Origin of the sequence: uncultured Algibacter sp., assembly GCF_947487575.1 — a bacterium.
In the GTDB taxonomy this organism is placed as follows: Bacteria; Bacteroidota; Bacteroidia; order Flavobacteriales; family Flavobacteriaceae; genus Algibacter_B.
Window position 1 is genome coordinate 104,113 of record NZ_CANKXG010000003.1, and the last position, 20,264, is coordinate 124,376.

The following is a 20,264-nucleotide window of genomic DNA, read 5'->3' on the forward strand; positions in this document are numbered from 1 at the left end:
AAAAATATTTTACACTTTATAGTTGAGTATTGTTCTTATTTGTAGCTTTGGATTATTATGTTGCAATCTGGAAAAATACTTATCGTAGACGACAATAAAGGGGTGCTAAGCGCCTTAGAATTGTTGTTGCAAGATGTTTACAAAACTGTAACTACACTTCAAAACCCAAACGGAATATCTTCGGTTACCGATTTAAAAAGCTACGATGTTATTCTTTTGGATATGAATTTTTCATCCAGAATAAATACAGGAAATGAAGGTTTTTATTGGCTAAGAAAATTAAAAGAAATAGCACCCGATGCTTCTGTAATAATGATGACTGCTTTTGGCGATGTAGAATTAGCTGTAAATACCTTAAAAGAAGGCGCTATAGATTTTGTATTAAAACCATGGGATAACGAAAAGATTTTAGCCACCATTCATGCAGCCTTTCAATTAGGAAAATCTAAGAAAGAAGTAAGTTTACTAAAACAAAGCGAAAAAAAATTAAAGCACCTTATCAACGAAACAGAGCAGCAAATTATTGGAACTTCGTCAGCGATAAATGCCGTTTTAAAAATTACTGAAAAAGTTGCAAAAACCTCTGCAAATGTTTTAATAACTGGCGAAAATGGTACTGGTAAAGAGTTAATTGCGCGAGCTATTCACAACCAATCTGCGCAACATCAAGAAATTTTAGTAAATGTAGATGTAAGTGCCATACCCGAAAGCCTTTTTGAAAGTGAACTTTTTGGACATGTAAAAGGTGCCTTTACCGATGCTAAAAATGATAGAGCAGGTAAGTTTGAAGTTGCTCATAATGGTACACTTTTTTTAGATGAAATAGGTAATTTGCCATTACAGTTACAGTCTAAATTATTAAAAGTGATTCAACAAAAAGAAATCGTTCGTATTGGGTCTAACAAAGTTATTCCTGTAAATGTTAGATTGGTTTGCGCTACCAATTGCGATTTGAATAAAATGGTTGATGAAGGACTTTTTAGAGAAGATTTGTTGTACCGAATAAATACTATACATATTGAAGTACCCGCACTTAGAGAACGTGGCAATGATATTATAGAATTGGCAGAATTTTTCTTAAATAAGTATGCGAATAAATACGATAAAAAAGGATTGAAATTGAGTAGTGCCATCAAGAAAAAACTACTTAAATATACTTGGCCCGGAAATATTAGAGAGCTACAACATACTATGGAACGATGTGTTATTTTAAGTGAAAATAATCTATTAACGGTAAACGATTTTATGTTTAATCAGCGGCAAACAAAAGCATTAAACACGGCAGACATAACCATTGACGAAATGGAAAAAAATATGATTATTACTGCGCTAAAAAAACACGATGGTAATTATAGTACTGCTGCAGAACAGTTAGGTATCACGCGTCAAACCTTATACAATAAAACAAAGCGTTATAAAATTTAATATTCTAAAATGCTATCTAAAAATTTATATCTAAAAATAATTTTAAGAGTACTATTGCTAGTATTGGTATGTGCTAGCGTAGTGTATTTTATTTTAAATGATATAAAAGGCGTTGCTGTATTATTAGGAGTCGTACTAATTTTACAAATAATTTCACTTGTCAATTTTCTAAACAGCACCAACCGTAAACTCATGTTTTTCTTTAATGCTATAGAAAACTCAGATTCTACCATTAGCTTTTCAGAAAACACAAATAACTCGGTAACAAATCAATTAAATGCGCATTTAAATAAGGTTAATAGAATTATTCAAGATGAGAAATTGCATACCCAAGCCCAAGAACAATACTACCAAACTTTATTAGCATACACCAATGTTGGCTTATTATCTATTAATGCCAAAGGGCATATTTTATTTGCCAACGAAAGTGCAAAAAAATTGTTGAATTGCGATGTGCTTACACATATTCAACAGCTAAAAAAAATAGATAACAGCGTCTATAATTTAGTTAGTAAACTACAACCTTTTAAGCAACAGGTAATTTCTATAACGAACGAACGTGCAACGGTTGAATTAAAAATTGAATCTAAACCTATAGAAGTTAACAATGTGTCTCTTTTATTAGTTAGTATTCAAAATATTTATAGCGAATTAGACACCAAACAAGTCGATTCTTGGATGGGATTAATAAAGGTAATGAGCCATGAAATTATGAATGCTTTGGCACCAATAACTTCTATTTCAGATAGTTTATCTAAAATCATCAAAACTGATAATGGTAAAATTCAATTGGACCAATTAAAAGAAAGTGATTTAGAAAAAGTAAAAAAAGGATTGGCCGTAATACAAGAACAAAGTTTAGGTTTAACCGATTTTGTTACAGGGTATCGTTCTTTAACAAAAATTCCTAAACCCGATAAAACACTTATAAAAGTGTCTGCATTATTCGAAAAAATAATCACGTTAGTAAGTAACGAAAAGGCACATAAAAATATATCTCTCGAAACTCAAATTACACCAACTAATTTAGAGCTTTTCGCAGACGAAAATCAGATTATGCAGGTTTTAGTCAATTTGATTAAGAATTCGATAGATGCGTTAACTCATCATGCTAACGGAGTAATTAAACTACAAGCTATAAAAACAACTTCTGGAAATATAGAAATACAAGTTATAGATAACGGAACTGGAATATCAGAGAACAATCTTAAGCAAATTTTTATTCCGTTTTTCACCACCAAAGAAAAAGGTACAGGAATTGGTTTAAGTCTTTCTAAACATATTATGCAATTGCATCAAGGACACTTAATGGTAAAATCTACACCTGATGTAGAAACTGTTTTTACATTGTTGTTTTAAAACAAGCCTTTTAGACTCTTTCAAGTTTAATAGGATACGCTTTATTTGCGTTCCATTGACACACGTATAAATTTTCATCATTATCAACACACACATCGTGGCAATGACGAAAAATCGGTTTTTCTTGAACCATGCGTTGTAGTTTTCCTTTTTTATACTTTGGTTTTGTACCACCAGGGTTGGAAACTACTTTACCTTTATCATCCAAAATAGTAATGAAACCAGAACCTGGGCTTGTTTTTGTAGGGTGAGTTTCCATACGCCTTGAAGCATCATAATCAATATCTGAAGACCAACATACCCCTGAATACAAATTATCATTATGAATAACAGGACGACAAACAAAGGCTCCAGGTAAATCTATTTGCTCTATATACACGCCATCTAATGTAAAACGCTTAAAACAATTACTAGCTCTAGAGGTTATTAGCAATGTAGGCTCTCCTTTTCCTCTGTAATCTATACAAACACCATGCGCTGTTTGAAATTGGTTTTGCCCTGTGCCATTTCCTTCTCCAATTTTTCTAATAAACTCTCCGTCTTTTGTAAATTGAAGTATGTACTGCGACCCATAACCATCGGCTATGTAAATATCTCCATTAGGTCCAATGGCACTTTCGGTAGGTTTAAATTTATCCTTTTTGTCGTAAGCTCCATATAAAGATGGATGCCCTATAATCATTAATTCTTTACCATCAGTTGTGGTTTTAATAATTTCTCCTCCTTTAGTATCTGCAATAAACAAAAAATCATCAGAGCCATCATTCCACAAAGACAATCCATGACCTCCTTTGTAACGTACCCCCCAGGCATCTAACAATTTACCAGATTTATCATATATTAAAACATTATTATGTGTGTCATCACCCACCATTATAAGCCTACCATGAGAATCCATTACCATTTCATGACAATTCTTTACTGGGGTAATATCCCTATCTAAATCTCCCCAAGATTTATGTACTTTATATTTAAAATCGCCATGACCAATAATATCGTCATACATCTCTGGTTTAGATTTTAATATGTTAAAATGAGGCACAACTGCCAAACCTAAACTTGCTTTTGCTGTTGTATTTATAAACGTTCTACGATTCATATTAGACTTTGTCATAACGGAATTAAATTTTAAGCGATGTTTTCTTTTGATGATTTCATAGGGTTCCCAAACAAATCTAATATGGGCTTTCCTTTACCATCTGGCGTTGTATAAAATGGTCTACCTTCTATTTCATAATGGGTTTCTGGATGAATCCCTAAAGCATGATAAACAGATTGATGCACTTCATCTATTACTACTGGATTCTCTATTGATGAACAAGGTCTTTCGTCTGCAGTTTTACCATAAACTAATCCTTTTTTTACACCACCGCCCCACATTAAAATAGAACTGCCGTCTGTGAAATGACGATGCATTCCATAATGTTTTTCGTGTTCTATAATATCTGGTTGATTCACTTGGTCTTTTACTTTTTTACCTGGTCTCCCTTCCATAATAGCATCTCGACTAAACTCACTTGCCAAAATAATAAGTGTTCTATCTAAATGACCTGTTTCATCTAAATCCTTAACAAGTTGAGCTATAGGTCTATCAATAAGCGCTTTCATTTTTTTAAGTCTCGTATGTCCATTTTCATGCGTATCCCAGCCCAAAAACGGTTCGTATTCTGTAGACACACTAATAAATCGACCTCCATTCATGGCTAGTCGTTTTGCCAACAAACAACCTAACCCAAAACGCCCTGTATTGTATGTATCATAAACTTCTTTTGGTTCTTCAGATAAATCAAAAACTTTGGCTTCTGGCGAATTCAATAAGCGATACGACTGTTCCATAGAACGCATTAAAGACTCACGCTGATAATCACTACCCTGCTCCATGACCTCGCTTTTATTGGCAAGTTCTTTATACAATTTATAACGTGCTTCAAAACGTTTAAGCGACATACCCTTTGGTGGACGTACACTTTCCAAACCACTTGAAGGGTCTGGAATTAAAAATGGGCCATATTCTGTACCTAAAAATCCTGCAGAGTGAAACGCCTTGAGCTCTTCAGACTCCCCCATTGTAAAACGTTGCCCCATAGCAATAAAAGGAGGAATAACAGGATTCGCAGGTCCTAATTCCTTTGCTATCCACGACCCTATGTGCGGAGCTTGTACAGACTGTGGTGGTTCATAACAAGTGTGCCAATGATATTGATGACGTGTATGCAAAATATGTCCTAAATCTGCAGATTTATAGGAACGAATTATAGCTCCTTTATCCATTACACTTCCAATACCTTCTAATCCTTCAGAAAAATATAAATCATCAACTATAGTGGGTTTCTTAGGAAAAGTACTTAACACTCGCTTGCTTTCCACGCCTTTTTCAAAAGGTACATAAGCTTTAGGGTCAAATGTCTCGGTATGTGCCATACCTCCTGCCATCCACAGTAAAATAACGGTATCTGCTGTAGATGCCATTTTTTGAACCTCAGGTGAACAAGAACTTAAAAAACTAAAACCTGGAATTGTAGTTGCTGCTGCCGATAAACTAGCAGCACTCATTTTTTTCAAAAAATCTCTACGTGACTTATTTACATCCATTTTTTTAATTTTTAATTAATAAATTGAAATTCTGGCGACATTAAAACCGCCCAAAACGCATCCTGCAATTGTTCTTGTTTAGGCACATTTCCTAAAACATTTAGCATCATTGTTTTTTCTTCATTTGAAGGTTGTCTATTCAATGCCTGTTCATATAAATCATCTACAATAGCACTACTATCCTCTCCATATTTTATTAACCACGATTGCGCACCTTCTTCTAAAATTCCGTTAAAAAATTCACCGTTTGTAAGTTCTAAAGCTTGCAATAATGTTGCTTGATCTTCTCTTGATGTAGTTACAATTTCTCTGCTAGGTCTTCCTAAAGCTTTCATAAACGGATGTTGTTTTACCAAACTAGCACGTGCAAATTTTTCGCTGTGTGGTTTAAACGTAAAATCAAGTAGTTGCCCCCAATTCTTAAAATTTCCGGTACTATAATTCCTAACTTTTTTCCATGAACTATCATCATACGCAACCGCAACCCAATCGCCTTCTGGTAAATCACGAGAACTCACCCAAGATTTATCGGATTTTAAGAGTATACTTTTTCCATTTTCATAGTCTAACTTTAAAGCAAATAATATTCCAGCTGGATTTGCAATAGTTCCTCCATTTTCACCTATAATTGCTATAGAGTTTTTTCCTGCTTTCAGATAACTTGTAACATCAACTTTATCAACAACTTTCCAATTTTTATTTTGTAATATCTTTTTTCCATTAAGATAAAGTACATAAGAATTATCAACCGAAATTAAAACCTCTCCTTTTTTAATAGTTTCTTTTGAAACATTAAACGATTTTCTAAAATACCTTTTACCAGGTTCAGGTAGTACTACTCTTCCCAACTCTTCTTCTAGGTACCATATACGTATGGCTTTAATATCATCTCCGTTAGGGTTAAATGCTGCTTGTGGGTATAAAGGCGCAATAATTTGACTTACAGCGTCCGAAAATTGTTCAGCACTTAATCGGCGTGTTACAGGACCCTTAAAGACATACTTCGTTTTTAAATCTTCCGCTTTTTTATAATTGACCATGGGTAATTGATAGACTTTAGAGGTCATGATGCGCTTAATTAAATGCTTTAAATCTGAACCCGAATCTATAAAATCTGCTGATAACCAATCTAGTACCTCAGCGTCCCATGGCGCATTATCCATTTCATCTAAAGGCTCGACAATACCACGTCCCATTAATCGATCCCAAAACCTATTCGCAATGGTTCGGTAGAGTCTCCCATTATCTCTCTGCACCATCACCTCTGATAGTTTTAACAATCTATCCTTAACGGTTTCTCCTTCAACACTCCCTAATTCTGGATATAAAAAATTAGCCTTCGCCATTTTCCCTATGGGCTTATCACAGCGATTCAATTCCAATATGGAATCAGAAAATATAGTTGCAAAACCATAGGCTTGATTTAAAGTTAGATTACTAATAAAACTATTATGGCACGATGCACATTTTACATTAACACCCATTAAAGATTGCCCGATGTTTTGAGCTGCTTGCATCTCGGTTCTTTGACTAGCATTAACAACACCCCGCCATTTTACACCTTGTATAAAACCTTCTGAACCTTTTATGGGGTTTACTAATTCAGTTACTATTTGGTCATAAGATTTATTTTTCATTAGCGAATTATACAGCCAATGCGTAATCTGTTTTTTTCCTCCTACGCTGTAGTAATCATTTCGTAACAAATCATTCCAAAAACTTAACCAATGTTGTGTGTAATTTTGATTATCATTTAGCAAAGTATCAACTAACGCTTCTCTTTTGTTTGGATTATTATCATTTATAAAATTTTTAACTACGCTTGGTTCTGGTAATAACCCAACAGCATCCATGTAGGCACGTCTTATAAAAGCCCTATCGTCAATAACCTCTTGCCAATCAAGATTATTTTCATCAAAATAAATGGCTATTAATTTATCTATAGGATGTGTAATATCTTCAACCTTTGGTAATTCTGGCTTCACTAGGGCTAATGCTGCTTCTGGAAAAACTTTCACCGCTTTATCAGACCAATGTGCGCCTTCTTTAATCCATAATTTTACAAGCGCTATCTCATCTGTAGTTAATAGTTTACCTTTTGTAGGCATTACCTTTTTATCATTAGCCGGAAGTATAATACGCTTGTAAATTTCACTTTCTTCTGGCTTACCTGGTACAACTGCCAGTCCACTTTTGCCTCCTTTAAAAACACCTCGTTTAGTTTCAAGCACTAACTCGCCTTTTTGCTTGTTTTCACTATGACATTGGTAACATTTATGAGCAAAAAGACCCCTTACTTCTAAGTTTAATTTATCTTTTTGTAATTCTGATAAAGAATCTGCTCCTTTAAGTTTAGATAGTAATGCTCCCGATTCTTTATTACTATATCCCTCTTTACTACCTGGAAAAACAGATGTTAAATAATCTTCACCATGAGTTAGGTTGGCACCTAAATGTCCTGCTATGGTAAGTAAAACTACTGTTGCAAATAGCATAAACCGATATGCTTTTAAATTTACAATGGTTTTTTTTAGACTATTTTTTAAAATTATGGCTGTAACTATTGCTAATACTGCTGTTGCTATACCTGTGTATTGATGATTATCTACTAAATCGCCAGTATACGCTTCTTGAGTTTTTAAGAACCAACCAAAGAGTGCTGAAAATACTGCAAATCCTGCACCTATATAAATCATCCAATTAATACCTTCTCTAAGTCCTTTTCGTTTACCTCCTATAGTTAATATCTCTAGTAGCAATGCAACTACCAAAAGACCTATTGGAAAGTGTACCAATAGTGGATGTAAACGTCCTAAAAATTGTAGTACCCAATTTGTATTTTCCATTTAATAAAGCAAAAAGTAGGTTTATGAAATTTTCATCATAAATTTATTGTTTACATCAGTTAAAATTATCCTGTACTCTCATGCTTTAAAAAACATAACACAAGATAGAACAGGACACTTACAAATGGTTCTAGAAGTATTTTTAATAGCTTATTTGATAACCCAATTTATAACAATTATTTTTTGCAATGAAAAACAAACCTCAATTAATAGGTAAAAGTGTACTCTTTTTGTTTTTAGCCCTTTTAATGTCATGTTCTACCGATTCTGAAAACAAAGTAGAAAAAGAAGAAACTATAATAGAAGAAGCAGAGGACGACAGCTCGAATCCTACTCCTAACCAGGTTTGTGATGAGGTATCCGATTTTCCAAAGTTAGGACCTTCAGCGTCACAATCACAATCTTGTGATGATATTTCAAACCCTAACAATCAAGGCACACTAGATTGTAGAACAGATAATACTGTTGGAGGTTATGAAAATTTAACTAATGGTTGGGGTAGCTACAAAATTACTGGTGGCGAAATACGATATGATGGCACTAGAACTCGAGTAGAACGATTTTTTAAAACTATTTCGCAAGGAATAAGTAAAAAAACTATTCTAATTGGAACACTTAAAATTGTAGATTTAAGTGGTGGAAACACCTGTATTATCCAGTCCCATGCAGGTGGTAATATTTAAAAAGGGAAGAAGCTGGAAGCACAAACAGAAGTGCACAATTTTTACTTTACGCAAAGAAATCTAGTGGTAAAATACAATTGAAACACATGTAACCATTAATCCATATACTATAGATACTGGTGGTGGCAGAGACGTAAAAAACTTTAAAACCCTAAATTACAACCAAGAATATACTTTTGTTTATGAAACAGGATACGATATTAATGGTACGGCATTTTCAAAAACAACAGTTGGCGATACTGAAATCTACATTGAACACAACCATACTACAGAACGAGTTTACACGAGATATGGCGCTTACGACACAAGCGATACTGGGAATATAACTGCACATATTCAATTTAAAGAGGTTAATTTATGCAGGGAATAAAACAATAAATATTAGTTAACAACGATTTTATGAGTTGAAACACCTTGCTCAGTATTTAGTTGTAAAATGTAAATCCCTGTGTGATTATTATCAAAACGAATCTCTTTTGTTGACACAAAACCCCCTTTTTGAATTTCCACACCACTTATAGAATAAATTCTATATTGAGCTTCTTCTCCATGGGTTAGTTTTATATTAAATGTCCCTTTATTAGGGTTTGGATATATTCTAACTTCAGCTTGTTTTGCAATATCGGAAGTAGATAATGATGCGTTAGATAATTCTATAATATTTATTGAAAATTTAGGTAAAGTAATACCTTTAGTATCATCACTAATTAAAGATAACGGATCTACATCAATCCCCATAACTCTTTCTTCATCCATTGCACTAAAGGAAATAGCTTTATGCATTGCATTTTCTGTATAAGTTGCACCATCAATGTTAACTTTAAATGGCACATCTTGATTACTAAGGTTTACAACAAAAACTGAAGTTTTTCCATCTTTTGTTACTACTCTTGCGTTAACTGCTTTCACACCATCTACAAGGTTTGCTACTTCAACATTACTTTCAATTAACGTAGTGTTTTCTAGTGCTAAACGTATAATTTCATAAGCCGACCCAAAGAGTGTTTTTTCTAAAGGATACTTAATTCTTGGGCGTTCAGCACCACTAGGAGCAATATAGGTTTCCCAAACGTAATGTGAATTAAGTTTTCCATTTACACTAAACCAATTGGCTCGCTCAAAAACATCTTGATTTTGACTCATAAAAATATAACAATCTGCCATTCCTAAAGCAGATACTGCATTTGGCCCGCCAGATTTCACACCCCATTCGGTTAACCAAATAGGTTTATTGGGTGCTACTTGATGCGCATAATTATAAATAGAATTTCCTAAGTGCTTACGTGCAGTAAGTGCTGTACCATAAGCTTCATCGCTATTTGTAGCATCATCAGGATCTGAACCTACATAAGTATGTACCGTTACTGCATCAAAATAAGTTAAGTCTTCTGTTAAATCTGCATTCCAATTAGGGTTTGCCCAACTGTCTCTTCGCAGTAATGGCACAGATACTTTTATATTTGGGTCTTTTGCTTTAAGCGCTGCAGACATCGATTTTGCCCTAGCAATATAATCTTCAGCATTTGGTATGATGGAGCTCCTTTGACCTGGATAAAAATTTTCATTACCCATTTCCACAACTTTCACCTCAAAACCTCTAGCAATCAAATCATCGTATCGCGCTATGGTTTCTGGACATCCATTATTAAAATCGGTACCGTCGGCACTCATGTTGAACGTCCACATCATATCAAACCCTTCACCTGTTGTTGATTTCCTGCTTGTATTTAAACTTGTGAGACCTTCTATCCCAACTTTAATATCAAGATTATCGAATATATTTATATTCGCCAACAAATCGGGTGATTTTGTTTTAATAGTCTTATTTACGCCTTGTTCGTACTGAAAGCTTTCTGTTCCAAAAAGTCGCGTAACGTCACGACGCCAGTCATACCAATTAGCCCATAAACCATGTGGAAACCTTATAGTTATAGGCTTTAATTTATTTATTAAATCTTTCTCTTTTGTGGTTGAAAAATGATGCGTATTTGTTCCAAGCAACAAATTATTATATACTTCTGTTGAGGTAGAATTAATATTAATAGTTGCCTCCATATCTGAAGGCAATCTAAAGGGATAATCTTGAGCAAATACAAATGTTGTTATTAAAAATACAACACAAAAATTAAGTGATTTTTTTAACATATCTTTTTCTAGTACAATTAAACGAAAATAGTATTATTCTGAACTAGAACTATCCTGTGCTTTATGACTACAACATAAACTTACTTAAATAGAATTCCCAATTCCCACCAATACAACAGATAGAATAATTACTATAATCCCTGTTGTTACAGTAAGTTTTGTTTTTTTAGCAACACCGTACCATTCTTTACGGTAAATCCCCCAAAGATTAGCTGTTAAAATAATAGTAGACATGTGTAAAATCCATGAACTGGCACCATTACCTAACTTACTCTCTCCCATGCCATAGAAAAAAAATTGTAAAAACCATATGGTTCCTGCCAGAGCAGAAAACATTACATTTTTACTAATAGGCGTATTGGAATTTGTAAAATCTTTGTACGATTTATTTTTGATACTTAATACGCTTGTCCAAATTAGATTTGTTGTTAAACCTCCCCATAGAATAACTACAAAGGTGACATTATTTGCAAATAAATGATCATACCCTGAAGCAACTGCTGCATCTGCCAAAGGCTTTCCTGCTTCTATTCCAAAACTAAAAAATGAACTTAATATGCCTGAAAGCACGGCAACTATTAACCCTTTTATTAAATTGAACTCGGTTACACTCTTCTTTTTTTCTTCATCGGACAGCTCTTTTTCTTTTAGCATACCCGCTTTTCCACAAATTGCAATACCTATTAAACATACTAAAACACCAAGTAAAACAACTCTTCCTCCCGATGAAGAAATCATTTCTGTAAAAGAAGTTTTACCTTCCTCCGGATTAAAATTATAGTATATTGAAGGTACTACAGCTCCAAATGCAGCACAAAACCCAAGAACTACTGAGTTTCCTAAAGACATTCCCAAATAACGTACACCCAATCCATAAGACAATCCTCCAATACCCCAAAGTACACCCATTAAAAATGTAAATCCTAAAATAGCACTAGAACTTGATGTAATGATATCTACAAAACCAGGAACCGTTAAATAAGCTGCTATTGGCGGTACTATAAGCCAAGACATAACACCTCCTACCATCCAATAGGTTTCCCATGCCCAACCTTTTACCTTATTGTAAGGCATATAAAAGCTTCCTGCGGCTACGCCTCCTAAAGAATGAAATAGAACCCCTAATATTGCTTGCATATTTTTGAATATAAAATTTATTATAATTTACTTACGTACTCTGGGTTTTTAGTTGTAGGTATTGGCGCATTGGTATCTTTCCACCATTGTTTTAACAATGTTAATAATTCAGTTGCTTTTTCAGGATTTACTTCTGCTAGATTATTTCTTTCTCCAATATCTTCGGATAAATTATATAACTCTACGCCTTTATCTTCAAAGTAATAATGTAATTTCCAATCTCCTTTTCTTACTACAGAACCTGGACGCGTTCTAAACAAAGGATCACGATTTTCGTTATCATTTACATTATAAGCTTGTAAATAAATAGGGAAATGCCAAAATAAAGGACGCTCAAAAACCTGTATTTCTTCTTCTAAAACAGGGGACAAATTATTTCCGTCTAATTGAAGCGCACTCACATCTATTCCCGCATATTGTAATACCGTTGGAAAAATATCTAAATTCGTTATTGGAACTTCACTCTTTGTATTTGGTTGAATCTTACCATTTAACACAAAGAAAAAAGGTTCTCTAATACCTCCCTCATAATAGCTTCCTTTTCCTGCCCTAAGTGGTTTTTGTTTTGTTATGCCATACAAACCGCCATTATCTGAAGTAAACACAATAAGTGTGTTCTCAAAAAGATTTTTTTCTTTTAATTTATTGATAAGTAGTCCTATATTTCTATCTAAATTATCTACCATTGAAGCGTACTCAGCATTACCTTGACCTTGCCAAGGTGATTTTTTTTCATATTTAGGCACAATACTATCTACTGCCATTATAGGCACATGAACCGCATAGGGTGAATAATTAAGATAAAATGGTTTTTGAACTGTATCTACGAACTTTAAAGCATTTTCCATAACCAAATCAGTCAAATATTGGCTATTACCTTTTTCAATCGTAACATTTTTATAAGGTGGATAATAACTTCTAGGCAACCCATTGTGCCCTCCTGCAATATTCACATCAAAACCATATTCTAGCGGATTATCACTTAAATGCCACTTTCCTACATGACAGGTTAAGTATCCGTTTTCGTGTAAAACCTTAGGTAAAATTAGATGTTTTGGCGATAAGGTATGGGTGTTTTTTGTAGGGATTATTTTTCTATCTTCAGAATTCCCTCGTGTTGAAGGGCTAACTGTATAAACTCCATGGCGTGGTGTCCACTGTCCTGTCATTAAACTGGCTCTACTAGGTGCACAATTGGAGGCAGACGCATACCCGTTTGTAAACACCATTCCTAAACTAGACAGGTAATCTATATTAGGGGTTTCATAGTATTCACTTCCCATAAAACCAACATCTTTCCAACCCATGTCATCAACGTTTATGATAACTATGTTTGGAACTATTGATTCCTGTTTACTCTCACAAGACCAATTAAGTAATACTACTAATAATACCGCTAATAATTTTTTCATTCTATTATCAAAATATATTCGATTACAATAACCAAAAATAGTACAGGTTTACATTTTCCTTATCCTGATGTGTCATGATTAAAAAAACATTCAACTAACAAATACTGACTACTCTTAAATTTAACAACTTACCTAATTTATCAATTTTGTTAGCAATATGACCTACACCAATAGCACAATGGTGGGATGGCCCTTGTTTAGACCACTCATTCATAAAAGCTCTTGCTCCTATTGAAAAACGGTAGCGACTATTTGTATTTCCTATTTGTAATATTGGCCCTTCTACCGATTCTCCTTCGGCAACTAATAAAAACACATCATCTTTACCTTCTACTACAGACAATAAAGTTACAGGACCATGCTTAACAGTCATTTGAATTGACAAGCCCTTTCCTGGTTTTCCATGATACACAGGTAATGGCACTAATTGTACATTACCTTCTGCAATGGCAAAATGTGCAGGCCCATCGTGACCTAACATCACAATATCATCATTAAAATCCATCGCATAAAACTCAGAAAATGAACCACCAACACCAAAAGCATCCATAATTTTCATGGCTTGGGCATTTTTCACTTCATATTCGCCTGCAACTGGTACATTTTTTCCTGTTAATAAGGTGTTTCCTGCTATAACAGAAGTTACAATATTTTCATATTCGTTTCCTGATTCGCCTTCATAATAATAGGCTAAAGAACCTAAATCGTGGTTTTTAACCAATTTATCTAAAGCTATTGATGTTTTTGCTGCGCGTACCAATTCTTCTTCTTCACAAGCATCAATCACTTCAAAGGTACTTTGGAATTCAGCTATTTTTTCACCAACCTCGTCATTTGTAACAGCATCTCTGTACTTTTTCACTTCACACATTTCGACAATTTCTATATGCGTTCCAAAAGCTGAAGATTGTTTTGTTAAATCGGAATACACGTCTAACATACCTGCATAATAATGCCCTAAAACACCAAGTCTATTATTTTGCATTATCGAAGCGACTTTTGTAGCATCAATCCAATCCTGAATTTCGTCCCAAACTACTTGCTCTCCTAAATGACCTGTTACAAATTCGTAATCTATTCCTGCACGATTAAACACATTTGCAAATTCTGGTACCGAACAAGCCTGACAATGTGCTAACCACTCTCCAGTCATTTTCCCACGATCTCCTAATGCATTAAAGCTTTCGTAATCTATAGCTGCAACAGGTTGTATATTTAAAATAACTATTGGGCATTTTACTTTTTGTACTACAGGTAATACTGTAGATGATAAGGCATACGTAGATATGTATAAAAATAAGATATCTACATCTTCTGTTTTTAGCACCTGAGCTTTTTCTCTTGCAACCACAGGGGAATCTACCAAACCAACATTGACAACCTCAGCACCAAAACTTTCCATTTTAGTTGCTATTTGTTGTTGATAACCTTCTAACCGTTCTAATAAGCCTTCAAATTGCGGCCAATAGGTATCTAAACCGATACCAAAAAGACCAACTTTAATTTTTTTTGAATCTGTTTTATTCATTTAATGGTTAGTTTTATTTTCTTCTTCTGAAGAATTTTCAACATATTTTAATAACATCTCTTTTACCTGATATACGGCAGGTTGAATTTCTCCATTATTTATATTAGCTCCAGTTATCCAATAATATATCATACCTGCATCAGAACAATCCCATTTTCCTTTTTGAAACTTAACAACATTATCAATCTCTGCTGTTTTTCCCATTAACCACACCCAATTTAACCTATGATCATTATGATTCTTTGCCCAATCCCATTGCTTTTCATATACTTTTAGTAAAATATTTTGATCAGGAATACGGACTTCTTCTACATTAAACGCTAAAATTTCTTCCCATTCATAAAACTCGCCAGTTTGGTCGTTTGCTGGATGATGCGTAATAACTTTTACAAATTTATGTTTCGACTTTAAAGATGCATCTAGTGCTAAACCTATTAAATCTGGTTCTCCTGCTTCTACAATCCAAAGCGGATCTTTCTCTGAAGACGCATTAATAGCTTTTGCTAAATCCTCAATTGCTTTATCTAAATTCCATTTTACATCAATAAAATCTATATGATCGAACCCACCCCAACGTCTAGCAGTACCATCACAAGTAGTTTGCATTAATGCATGACGCTCTTTTTCAGCTGCTTTCGAAATTCTATTAGAAGGGACAATATCGCAACTGTGAGAATAATGCACCAACCTATCTGCTAATCCAGCCGAACGCAATAATGCAAGAGAAACAGCTGTTCCTCCTAAATCATCTGGATCAGGAGAATTGCCGTCGGCAACTACAGCTATACGACCTAGAGGTGGGTTAATTATTTGTGAAAATGTAGTTTCTGATATTAACAACATTGTTATTATAAAAAAAGCTATTTTATTCATTTTTAAAATTTTTATTAAGTTTTAACTTAGTCTGCTTATTGATTAATCTTGAGAATAAGATGATTGCGCATTTAATATTTTTTTACCTTTTCCTACTGGAGTAAATATAATTCCTGCCCAACGCCCACGTGTGAACTCTTTTCCATCTGTTCCAACCTCAGCTTTAACAGTAATTTTATCACCTTTGTTCATCTTGATTCCTTTCCAAACCTTTGTAGATTTTTTACCTTCCTCAAACATTTTATCAATTAAAGGTGGTTGATAAGTTCCGAGTTCTTTTCCGTTAATCAATACTTGAAATGTAGAACTGCCATCATTTTCACCAACTCCAACAAAAACGATATCGTAAGTTCCACTTTCAAAATTAAATACTGTACTCGTTATTGCTTTTTTATGAGTTTTTGGATTTATAGCCATCCAATTTTTTCCATTAGTGTAAAAATCGGTTCCTACTGACGGAAACTGTTGCGCAGCAATCCATTTATTTTTAGGTAATGCTTCTGCGATTGTTTTAAAATAATTTTTTTTTATAATTGGTGCTGATACACTAGGATATGGTTTAGGAAGTTGCCCAATAGTATTCACTTTTGCACCTTTGCCCTTTGGGATATACAGCTTATCCTGTGCTAAAATAAATTTATCAAACTCAAAACCATCTTCACGCATGCTAAATAGAATATCATGCACGCCAGCTTCTTTAATATCTAAATAAATATTATGAGGAATTCCACAATGTATTTCTTTAGTACGCTGCTTGCTAGCCCATGTCCAACGTGTTTTACCATCACACCATTGCATACGCTGGCCACTCTCTGGCCACTCGCCATTTAGCCCTACATGTATACCATTATCTTCGCTACCTGTACTCATAGCTCGAACCCAAACATAATAACGCCCAGGAGTATTAAATTTAACTTTATAATGTAGCGTAGCCAAAACACCAGGCACATCACTGAAATTTTCCCCTTTAATTAATGCATCATCATGAGTTACTCTTGTGTCTGGCAAAATTTCTAGGTAAGCGTTGTTACTAGAACCATAAACGTGCAATGTATCTTCATCTCTACCAGCATTAGGTTTTTCAAACTTTGATGAACGGTACCATTGTCTAACATTAGTGTTAGTTTGTTTATAAAAGAATTCGGCTTCAATAGCCACAAGCCCAGATTTTTCTTCAAAAACAACATTTTCATCAACAATAGAGTTTGTGTTTTTTTTTGATTGCGCATTTGATATAAAACCAACGCTTGTTAGCAGAATTGTAAGTAATACTTTAATTTTCATTTGTCTTAATTTCATTTATTAATAAGTTTTATAGGCCCTTCTAAACCTGTTGGCACCAAATCTTTATATCTTTTTGTCCACTCGCACACCATTTTATTATTCTTAAGTGATTTGGCATAATTTGCTAAAACGGTTGTATAATGAATTTCAATCTCATTATCCTCTCTTTTAAGATAATCAGCCACTGGATAAATCGCTTTACCATACCAACGTTTTCCAATTTTTTCTCCATTTATAAATAACTCTGTTACACCTTCGTTTACATTACCTAAATCTAAATGCGTAAAATCTCCTGAATTATCTATAGTTGTTTTATAAATAATTTCCCCTCCAAAAGTATTTTGAGTACTATCTTTTGATTTACTGAAATCAATAAGCGTTGGCATATTCCAGATAAATGTTTTGTCATCCTTCCGTTTTCCTTCTACTTGCCAATTAACATCGAGTACTTTTGATTTATTTATTTTTGCAGTAACAGGTTTTCCTTTTTCTTTAGGTTCTTCATCTTCAAAAACTAATAAAAGAGATTCCAAAGGATTTAAAGTGACACTTAACTCATTTGAATTCAGTTCAAAATAACAGGGCTTTTTCTCCCCTGTTTCTGGATTCCATACCCATGGATATTTACCTTCAACAGGGAATTTAGCATCAAAAGATGTTGTTTCAAAACGGTTTACGTTGGTAAAGAAATAAATATCTTTATCATGGGTGTATTGATGGATTTGATAGACTTTATTGGTTGGATTACTGATAAGCACATCTGCTTCTAACTGCGTTGTTTTCAGAATATCTTTTGTCCAGTTGAATAATACCTCTATGGATTTTGGTCGCTTTATTTGAATTAAAGATTCAGGGTAACTCGCAGATAAACTGGTTATGATATTCTTAACTGAAGCATCGTTCTTTTCATATTCTGAATAGTGCAAAGATTTGATTGGCAATTGGTCTATAACTATAACTTTTCCACCAGACTCCACCAATGCTTTAATATTTTCTGCTGCCTTTGGGCTTAATGATTTTAAGCTGGCTAAGACTAACAACTTGTAGGTCATATTACCATAGATAATTTTACCTTCATTTATAGAAGCTCTTTCAAGAACACCTTGATTAATATATTCAGCAGAATACCCTAATTGACTTATAGGTTCCCATAATCGATATAAATACTCTGGTTCCATGTGGAAAGGCGTTCTTGCTAAACCTTTATCTCCCCAGAGGTCTGCAGTTGACCCTAAAATAGCAATAGATTTATCGGCTTGAGAGTTTTGAAACACAAAGGATAATCTAGAATTATAATCTATCCAATTAGGTAAGTGTTTCCACCAAGTGTTTTGCTCACTAAAATAGGTACCAAAACGAATCCATCCAGGAAACTCAACTTCTGGTGGCGAATAATTATAACCGTGCAGAACAGAATGATTTATTCCCGTGATAAAATTCATATCATCATGCTGCTTTATTTCTTCAAGTGTAGCTTTAAATACACCACCTAAATTGGTCATGGCTTCACAACTCGTAATCTTTTTATCTGTTAGATGCGCTCCAGCTGAAGCATACATATTCCAAATCATATAGCCATGAGATTGCTTCCAATCCCAAACAGAATCTTTCATCTCAACAGTATAAATCCAATTGTTACTTTCTGGTATATCTGGTATCATGTAACCATCTAACATCCCCATTAAAAAAGGCGTTCCGTAGGCTTGATAACGGCATAGAATATTGTTTTCTTCACAAAAATCTTTATAAATCTGAGTGAAGTTTTTTAAAAACACCTCAACCAATAACTTATTATAATCGTATCGTACACGCTTTAACTGGTCTTTAAACTCAGGAGTGAAATTTTCAGAATACTTTCCTTGTGAGTAATTACCAGTAGCTTGATAAAAAATAAAAGGTAGCCAATTATCTAGTTTATAGCCATAGGTCTCAAAAAACAGATTTTCAAAACCATCTGTCCAATTGGCTCCAGAAACTTCTATGCTATCACAAAATATGGCTCGAATTAAATTACTAAGCAGAATGCCTGAACGTTCTGATATTTTCTTCATCCGATTTAAATACGCCAAGGTTATTTCCTTTTTATAATGATCCATTACAGGGCCTGCACCACCAGGAGCACCCAGTGTAACATCTCTAAAATTTTGCTGAATTAAACCATAAGACAATACATAATTACCTTTTTGTTTTATTTGATAAAAGATTTTACCGCTAGCATCTATATGATTCTTTAAATCGACTATTTGATTTGTGTCACTACAATTTTCAGGTACTAGTTTAATATACGACAGCCTGTAAGTTGTTCTTTTACTGATATGCCTTTGTGATCTGTTGTTTTTGTACTTTTCTTTATATAATTGTATCAACCCAACTTCATCAGCTTCAATAATTGCACCATCCTTATAAAAAATATAATCTGACACCATACGTTGAGACGTCTCATTATCTTGAAGAAACTCTCCTCCAAATGGCCAACCTGTTCCGGCAATCATATCGGTAATCATTCCCAAATCTTTGGCTTTTTTACAGGCATGTACGACCATATCAATCCATTCATCACTCATCCAAACTAAGGATTCATATCCACTATCAGAATCTACAGGCATTGCAATAGGATTTATTTCAACACCCCCAAAACCAACACTTTTAAGCGATTCTAATTCCCTATCCAATTCTTGGGTTTTTATTTTATTGCCATTCCACCACCAACGTACAAATGGGCGTGCTTCAGTTGGTGGATTTTTAAATCTACTATACAAATCAGGCTTTATTTCTTCTTTTTTTTGAGTACTACAAGCATTTAAAATCAATAAACAAAATAACAGAAATAGCAAACTAGATATTTTTCTTTTTTTCAATAAGAACATGTTGTCTTTTCTTTAATTTTACTTAGGATAATTGATTCATTCTTTATATTCAACCTTCAAATCTGGAATAACAAGAATAAAACAATACAACAAGTATACTATTTTTAAAAGCT

13 protein-coding genes are annotated in these 20,264 nt (G+C 33.8%); 3 read left to right on the plus strand and 10 right to left on the minus strand.

Translation table 11 applies throughout. The features are described from left to right. Positions 1-57: 57 nt before the first annotated feature. Together Q0870_RS04120 and Q0870_RS04125 are read left to right on the plus strand one after the other, a co-directional pair. Complete coding sequence (locus Q0870_RS04120) at positions 58-1,425, plus strand: sigma-54 dependent transcriptional regulator (RefSeq protein WP_298551373.1); 1,368 nt, start codon at positions 58-60, stop codon at positions 1,423-1,425. A 192-nt stretch (positions 1,426-1,617) separates the two neighbouring features. Beyond that, positions 1,618-2,784 carry a PAS domain-containing sensor histidine kinase gene (locus Q0870_RS04125; RefSeq protein WP_298551375.1) on the plus strand — a complete coding sequence of 389 codons (1,167 nt, stop codon included), beginning with the start codon at positions 1,618-1,620 and terminating at the stop codon, positions 2,782-2,784. Positions 2,785-2,794: 10 nt separating this feature from the next. Here the strand turns inward: Q0870_RS04125 and Q0870_RS04130 are convergent, their stop codons facing one another. From Q0870_RS04130 to Q0870_RS04140, 3 genes are read right to left on the minus strand one after another with little or no spacing between them, the layout of a single operon-like run. After that, entirely contained in the window at positions 2,795-3,898 is a 1,104-nt protein-coding gene (locus tag Q0870_RS04130) for a 6-bladed beta-propeller (RefSeq protein WP_298551377.1), read from the minus strand. 14 nt (positions 3,899-3,912) lie between these two features. Further along, positions 3,913-5,376: a DUF1501 domain-containing protein gene (locus tag Q0870_RS04135; RefSeq protein WP_298551380.1), complete on the minus strand. Its 1,464-nt coding sequence runs from the start codon at positions 5,374-5,376 to the stop codon at positions 3,913-3,915. A gap of 11 nt (positions 5,377-5,387) precedes the next feature. Then, positions 5,388-8,222, minus strand: a complete 2,835-nt coding sequence (locus tag Q0870_RS04140) for a DUF1553 domain-containing protein (RefSeq protein ID WP_298551382.1) — start codon at positions 8,220-8,222, stop codon at positions 5,388-5,390. Positions 8,223-8,410: 188 nt separating this feature from the next. Between Q0870_RS04140 and Q0870_RS04145 the strand changes: the two genes are divergently transcribed. After that, positions 8,411-8,905, plus strand: coding sequence for a hypothetical protein (locus tag Q0870_RS04145; protein ID WP_298551384.1), 495 nt, complete (start codon positions 8,411-8,413; stop codon positions 8,903-8,905). Positions 8,906-9,286: 381 nt separating this feature from the next. On the opposite strand, the gene Q0870_RS04150 is transcribed toward Q0870_RS04145, so the two are convergent. The 7 genes from Q0870_RS04150 to Q0870_RS04180 form a co-directional block, all read right to left on the minus strand. Continuing rightward, positions 9,287-11,050, minus strand: a complete 1,764-nt coding sequence (locus Q0870_RS04150) for a T9SS type A sorting domain-containing protein (RefSeq protein WP_298551386.1) — start codon at positions 11,048-11,050, stop codon at positions 9,287-9,289. Positions 11,051-11,134: 84 nt separating this feature from the next. Then, on the minus strand, positions 11,135-12,187 hold the full coding sequence (gene rhaT / locus Q0870_RS04155; protein WP_298551388.1) for an L-rhamnose/proton symporter RhaT: 1,053 nt from the start codon (positions 12,185-12,187) through the stop codon (positions 11,135-11,137). A gap of 20 nt (positions 12,188-12,207) precedes the next feature. Next, positions 12,208-13,599 (minus strand): sulfatase, encoded by a 1,392-nt coding sequence (locus Q0870_RS04160; RefSeq protein ID WP_298551390.1) that lies wholly within the window; start codon positions 13,597-13,599, stop codon positions 12,208-12,210. 94 nt (positions 13,600-13,693) lie between these two features. Continuing rightward, positions 13,694-15,127 (minus strand): L-fucose/L-arabinose isomerase family protein, encoded by a 1,434-nt coding sequence (locus Q0870_RS04165; RefSeq protein ID WP_298551392.1) that lies wholly within the window; start codon positions 15,125-15,127, stop codon positions 13,694-13,696. Next, positions 15,128-16,000 (minus strand): hypothetical protein, encoded by an 873-nt coding sequence (locus tag Q0870_RS04170; RefSeq protein ID WP_298551394.1) that lies wholly within the window; start codon positions 15,998-16,000, stop codon positions 15,128-15,130. Positions 16,001-16,042: 42 nt separating this feature from the next. Continuing rightward, positions 16,043-17,299 (minus strand): hypothetical protein, encoded by a 1,257-nt coding sequence (locus Q0870_RS04175; RefSeq protein ID WP_298551396.1) that lies wholly within the window; start codon positions 17,297-17,299, stop codon positions 16,043-16,045. Beyond that, positions 17,296-20,142 carry a glycosyl hydrolase gene (locus Q0870_RS04180; protein ID WP_298551398.1) on the minus strand — a complete coding sequence of 949 codons (2,847 nt, stop codon included), beginning with the start codon at positions 20,140-20,142 and terminating at the stop codon, positions 17,296-17,298. Before Q0870_RS04180 ends, Q0870_RS04175 begins: the two co-directional genes overlap by 4 nt. Between the last annotated feature and the right edge of the window lie 122 nt (positions 20,143-20,264).